7 protein-coding genes and 1 pseudogene are annotated in these 5,776 nt (G+C 65.7%); 5 read left to right on the forward strand and 3 right to left on the reverse strand.

Annotation, left to right across the window (positions count from 1 at the left end; genetic code table 11):
- Positions 1-237 (reverse strand): dCTP deaminase domain-containing protein (locus GJ629_RS13845; protein WP_394350938.1); only part of this gene is annotated, 237 nt, incomplete at its 3' end.
- A 144-nt stretch (positions 238-381) separates the two neighbouring features.
- On the opposite strand from GJ629_RS13845, the gene GJ629_RS13850 reads away from it, so the two are divergent.
- From GJ629_RS13850 to GJ629_RS13860, 3 genes are all read left to right on the forward strand, one after another.
- A complete protein-coding gene (locus GJ629_RS13850; protein ID WP_157513574.1) occupies positions 382-2,355 on the forward strand; it encodes an aconitate hydratase in 1,974 nt (657 codons plus the stop codon).
- A 195-nt stretch (positions 2,356-2,550) separates the two neighbouring features.
- Entirely contained in the window at positions 2,551-3,075 is a 525-nt protein-coding gene (locus GJ629_RS13855) for a GNAT family N-acetyltransferase (protein WP_157513575.1), read from the forward strand.
- Between the two features lie 53 nt (positions 3,076-3,128).
- On the forward strand, positions 3,129-3,476 hold the full coding sequence (locus tag GJ629_RS13860; RefSeq protein ID WP_197428622.1) for a hypothetical protein: 348 nt from the start codon (positions 3,129-3,131) through the stop codon (positions 3,474-3,476).
- Here GJ629_RS13860 and GJ629_RS13865 read toward each other — a convergent pair.
- Positions 3,473-3,717 (reverse strand): annotated as a pseudogene (locus GJ629_RS13865) (hypothetical protein). The gene GJ629_RS13860 and the pseudogene GJ629_RS13865 sit on opposite strands and share 4 nt — an antisense overlap.
- A gap of 101 nt (positions 3,718-3,818) precedes the next feature.
- Between GJ629_RS13865 and GJ629_RS13870 the strand changes: the two are divergent.
- Entirely contained in the window at positions 3,819-4,139 is a 321-nt protein-coding gene (locus tag GJ629_RS13870; RefSeq protein WP_157513576.1) for a hypothetical protein, read from the forward strand.
- Positions 4,140-4,334: 195 nt separating this feature from the next.
- Here the strand turns inward: GJ629_RS13870 and GJ629_RS13875 are convergent, their stop codons facing one another.
- Entirely contained in the window at positions 4,335-5,126 is a 792-nt protein-coding gene (locus GJ629_RS13875; RefSeq protein WP_157513577.1) for a winged helix-turn-helix domain-containing protein, read from the reverse strand.
- A 211-nt stretch (positions 5,127-5,337) separates the two neighbouring features.
- On the opposite strand from GJ629_RS13875, the gene GJ629_RS13880 reads away from it, so the two are divergent.
- On the forward strand, positions 5,338-5,776 hold a 439-nt coding region (locus tag GJ629_RS13880; protein ID WP_370515917.1), incomplete at its 3' end, for a DMT family transporter.

Raw genomic sequence — 5,776 nt, forward strand, 5'->3', positions numbered from 1 at the left:
GGGGATGACGATGCGGTCGGCGTAGCGGACGATGTAGCCGCCGGGGTCGAGGTGGTAGACGCCGTTCGCGTCGTCGACGGGAGCGCGGTCGCCGACCGTCTTGCCGTCGGTACCGATGCGACCCGGGCTCGTCTGCTCGAACACGGCGTCGAGAGTGAGGTCGACGCCGTTCGGTTGGACTTGGTCGGGTGCCGGGTCTTCGAGGTGATCGGCGACGAAGCGGCCGCTTTTGAACATACGAGGAGGACACGACCGTTAGCAAAAATCGTTACTGATCCGGGCGGATCTCGCCGGGGTTCACGAAACCGCAGGAGGGCGGAGACGTAGATATCGTGGAAACACGCGGGATTTATGTCCGTGCGCGGTCGACTAGATGCCGTTATGGGACAGACACTCACAGAGAAGATCCTTTCGGAACACCTCGTCGAGGGCGAACTCGAACCCGGCGAGGAGATCGGAATCGAGATCGATCAGGTACTGACACAGGACACGACAGGGACGCTCGTGTGGCTGCAGTTCGAGGCGCTCGGTCTCGAGGAGGTCCAGACGGAACTGGCCGCCCAGTACTGTGACCACCAGACCTACCAGTTCGACTTCAAGAACACGGACGACCACCGCTTCCTTCGCTCTGCGGCGGGTACCTTCGGCGCGCACTTCTCCCGGCCCGGGAACGGTATCTGTCACAACGTCCACAAGGAGAACTTCGCCCAGCCGGGCAAGACGATGCTCGGCAGCGACTCCCACACGCCGACGCCGGGCGGACTGGGTGAACTCGCCATCGGCTCCGGTGGCCTCGACGTCTCGGTCGCGATGGGCGGCGGTGCCTACTACATCGACATGCCCGAGGTCGTCAACGTCCGACTCGAAGGGGAACTCCCCGAGTGGGCGACCGCCAAGGACGTCATCCTCGAGATGCTGCGCCGCCTCAGCGTGAAAGGCGGGGTCGGCAAGATATTCGAGTACACCGGTCCGGGCGTCGAGACCCTCAGCGTCCCCGAGCGGACGACGATCACCAACATGGGGACGGAACTCGGCGCGACCTCGTCGATCTTCCCGACCGACGAGAATACCAAGGACTACCTCGAACGCCTCGGTCGCGGCGAGGACTTCGTCGAGGTCGGTCCCGACGAGGACGCCGAGTACCACGACCAGATCACAGTCGACCTCTCGGAGATCGAACCGCTCATCGCCGAGCCCTCGATGCCGGACAAGGTCGTCCCGGTCAGCGAGGCCGCGGGCCAGGACGTCGAGCAGGTCATGATCGGTTCCTGTACCAACGGCGGCTACGAGGACATCCTCCCGGCCGCGAAGATGCTCGAAGGCCGCGAGATCAACAAGAAGACCGAGATGATCGTCGCGCCCGGTTCCAAGCAGGCCAGCGAGATGCTCGCCCGCGACGGCTGGGCCGCCGAACTGATGGCCGCCGGCGTCAACTTCTCCGAATCGACCTGTGGCGCCTGTATCGGTATCGGCCACGTGCCGGCCTCCGATTCGGTCAGCCTCCGGACGTTCAACCGCAACTTCGAGGGCCGGTCGGGTATCGAGGACGACAACGTCTACCTCTGCTCGCCGGAGGTCGCGGCCGCCGCCGCGCTCAAAGGCGAGATCGTCGACCCGCGGGATCTGGCCGACGAACTCGGCGACCTCGAAGCGCCCGGCTTCGAGATGCCCGACAAGTACGACGGCTCGAAGGCCGACCTCATCGCGCCCGACGAGGCCGTCGACGACGGCCTCGTCAAGGGGCCGAACATCGGCGACGTGCCGCTGAAAGACCCCCTGGAGGCGACCCTCGAAGGCCCGAACCTCCTGAAGATGGGCGACAACATCACGACCGACCACATCATCCCGGCCACCCAGGACATCCTGATGTACCGGTCGAACATCCCGAAGCTCTCGGAGTTCACCCTCTCGCGCGTCGACGAGGACTTCGCCCAGCGAGCGCTCGACAGCGACGGCGGCTTCCTCGTCGCCGGCGAGAACTACGGGCAGGGCTCCTCGCGTGAGCACGCGGCGCTGTGCCCGATGTTCCTCGGTGTCGACGGCGTGCTGGCCCAGAGCTTCGCCCGCATCCACAAGGCGAACCTCTTCAACTTCGGCCTGCTCCCCCTCGAGATCGACGAGGAGACCTACGAGAATATCGACCAGGGCGACGACATCGAGATCGTCGACGACGTCTCCGAGGCGGTCACCTCCGGACAGGAGGAGTTCACGATCCGCGTCAACGGCGAGTGGGAGGCCACCGGCCTGCTCGACGCTTCTGAGCGCGAACGTGACATCCTCGCCGCCGGCGGGAAACTCCCCCACACGAAGGCCCAGTACGAGGACGAGGGCGGCGCCGCTCCGGCCGACGACTGATCGGTCACCGACCCGGTATTCTTTCGGTACGTGTACACGACTGTCGAGCGACAGCGGCGCGCCTGCTACGGGATCGATCACGGGACGAAAGGCGAAAAACGGGTAGAGGGGTGGGGGGTTGGGTGGCACCCGTGGTGGGTGCATCGAACACTACACCGCGTAGCGATATGAGCCTTCTGGCGGGCCGCTACCCATATGTGGGTCGGCTACGAACGCGACGGTGTGACGACGCCGGCCACGGACCGGACGGCGGGCCCGACTGTCCGAACAGCGGTGCGGGCGGACTTACTCGCCGTCTACCAGATAGAGCAGTCCGCGTTCCCCCAGCCGTGGCCGTACAGCGCCTTCGAGCAGTTTCTGGGTGAACCGGGCTTTCTGGTCGCCGTCGACGGGACCGACCCGCCGGGGACCGACCACGTCGCCTCGGCGGGCGTCGTCGGCTACGTCGTCGCCGACACCGTCCCGAACCACGGCCAACCGCTGGGTCACGTCAAGGACCTCGCCGTCCACGAGTCCCGTCGGCGCTCGGGAATCGGTCGCCGCCTCCTCGAACGGGCCGTCGGCGTCCTCGAATCCGTCGGTGCGTCACCGATCAAACTGGAGGTTCGGGCCTCGAACGACGCCGCGATCTCCCTCTACCGGGAGTTCGGCTTCACCCACCAGCGGACAGTCCCGAACTACTACGACGACGGCGAGAACGCGCTGATCCTCCACCGGTAGCTGTGTCGATAGGTTCCGGTGACACTTAGTACCGTGGCGCCGCCCGTAACAATATGGATCAGTTCGATAGCCTGACACTGCCACAGCGCGTCGTCCTTCTCGGGGTCGCGGACCTCTCGGCGGACGAGGAGACACCGGCGAAAGCGAACCACATTATCCGCCGAAGCAAAGCGCTCGCGGAGATGACCGACGACGTGGGGACGCTGACCGAGGCGGAAGTCGACAGCGCGCTCAACCGACTCGAAGCCGAGGGGCTGGTCTCGGTCCCGGAGATGGACGACACGTCACCGGTCGGGAAGGGCCGACCGGCTTACAACCTGAACAGCGGCCTCGAAAACGTCCTCACCGTCGCCGACGAGGACGACCGACTCGGGACACTCGTCGACGCTATCGACGCCTAGAGGTCGGCCGGCACGCGCAGTTCCGTATCGGTTATCGTGGCGACGCTATCGCCGGGCACCTCGATGTCGTCCTCGTCGCGTCACCGAAGCCCAGCCCCTGAATCACCGCTTCGCCGATCCCGGGGTCGGGTTCGACGTACGCCACGTTCTCCTCGACGTCGACCTCCGTGACGACACCGATCTGCTCGCCCTCGTTGTCCATCAGTACCTTGCCTTCGTCCTGCGTGGAGAGCACGGACATACAGTCGTTGGAACTCGGAGACCAGTCAAATAGCTGTGGGTTTCCCGCCCGCCGAGAGTGGAGAAAAAGTTTTTCACTGTCGAGTAAATATATTCACGTGTATGTCACAGGATGCCTACCGACTCACCGACGGTATCGGACAGTTCCCGGCAGGGACGGTGCTGGAAGTGACGGCGAGATACGGTCCGTGGCACGCCGACGCTATCGAACTGGAACCGCGAGAGAAGGCCCATAGTGGGGGAAAACTACGGGTCACGTCCGAGGAAGTCGGGTTCAGTGAATCGGAGATTCTCGACGAGACGGCTCGCATCGGCGACTGGCACGAGTACGAGTGCGCGTTCGAGACGAGTCCGAAGTCGGACACCCGGATCACGATGTCGGAACTGGAGGCCGTCGCCGAACCGGTCACGACGCCCACGTAGTCGTCGCCGCGTTACCCCGTGGTTTACAGACTCTGAAAGAACTGTGAGGAGTCTGAACGGTACAGAGGGACTATACGAGGCGGGCGTCACGACACGGGTATGAACACCGCCCGAACGGTGTGCCCGAACTGCGGGTTCGAGGTGCGCGACGACGGGACGTGTTCGCTCTGTGACGCCGACCTCGACGGCGAGTGATCACTGCAGGTCATCGGCGTCCAGCACCGTCGCCGTCCGCCAGTAGTGGTCGAAGGTGTCGACGGCCCACGACCGAACGGCCTCGGCGTCGGTGTCGACGGCCGCCTGCAGGATGCCGTTCTCGTCGCGCAACAGCAGATGGACGGTCCCGTCGGCGATAGTCACCGCCAGCGGGATACCCTCCTCGCGGACTCTGATCGTCGCGCCTTCGCCCGACAGCAACGAGACGAGCGGTTCCCGGAGGTCGGGGTCCTCCGCCAGCGCTTCGATGGCCCCCTTCGAGAAGACGCCGGAGAAGGTCAACTCGCCGGCGCTCACCCGCCGCTTTACCACGCTCAGGTTCTGTTCGTTGAACGCGTGGGAGAACGACCGGACCGTCTCGGCGTCCTCAACGAGGTCGAGCAACCGCTTGACCGGCGCGTTCGGCCGCGTCTGCGTCGGCGTCGTTATCGTCGCGTCCGCCAGATGCCGCAGGTCGAAGTCCATCGCGTGCGTCGGGAGATATCGGACCAGTCCGCGGAGTTCGCTCTCCGCTTCGAGGATGTCGAGCAGGTCGGTGAAGCCGTCCGCGACGAGGCGACCCGTCGCAGTCGCGACGTACTCGCTCCCGTCCTTGCGGACCCACGACCGGTCCTCGAAGTCGCCGAGGATGCGACTCAGCGTCGCCTGTGAGGCACCGACTGCCGACTCCAGTTCCGGGCGCGTCCGGCGGCCCTCGGCCAGCAGCGACAGCACGCGGACGCGGTTGGGCGACAGCGCGAGGAACTCTATCTCCTCCAGCGCCGATTCCATACCGGACATCGGAGGCCTCGTCCCATAGCCCCTTCGCTGTCGCAGTCGGTTGCACGCCGTGCAACTGTTGCAGGACCGCCGGTGTGGACACGCCTTGTGGGCCTACGGCACCGTGAAACGCTTTCTGAGCGGACCTAACCCTATCCAACCCATTCTGTACAGTATGCAACAGACGACGCTCTATACCGACAGTTCGGGGGTGACCGCCTGAGTGGTCTCCCGTCGCGTCCTCGGTCTCGCCGCCGTCACGAGCGTCCTCTTCGGCGGGACGTTCGTCGCCGCAAAGGCCGGACTAGCGTACATCCCGCCGTTCCTGTTCGTCGCCCTCCGGTTCGACATCGCCGCCGTCGCCCTCGCTGCCGTCGTCGCCTGGCGGTACGACTGGGCGGCCATCCGCCCGCGAACCCGCGGGGACTTGCTCGGCATCCTCGCCACGGGCGGCCTCGCCATCGGCCTCGCCAACGCCCTGCTGTTCGCCGGCCAACAGCACGCGACCAGCGCCGTCGGCGCCATCGTCTTCGGCCTCAACCCCATCCTGACGCCCGTCTTCGCGGCGCTGTTGCTGGCCGACGAACGGCTCTCGGCCCGCGGGGCCGTCGGGATGGCCCTCGGACTCGTCGGCGTCGCCCTCGTCGTCGACCCCGACCCGG

The sequence above is a fragment of the Halapricum sp. CBA1109 genome (genome assembly GCF_009741825.1).
Classification (GTDB): domain Archaea; phylum Halobacteriota; class Halobacteria; order Halobacteriales; family Haloarculaceae; genus Halapricum.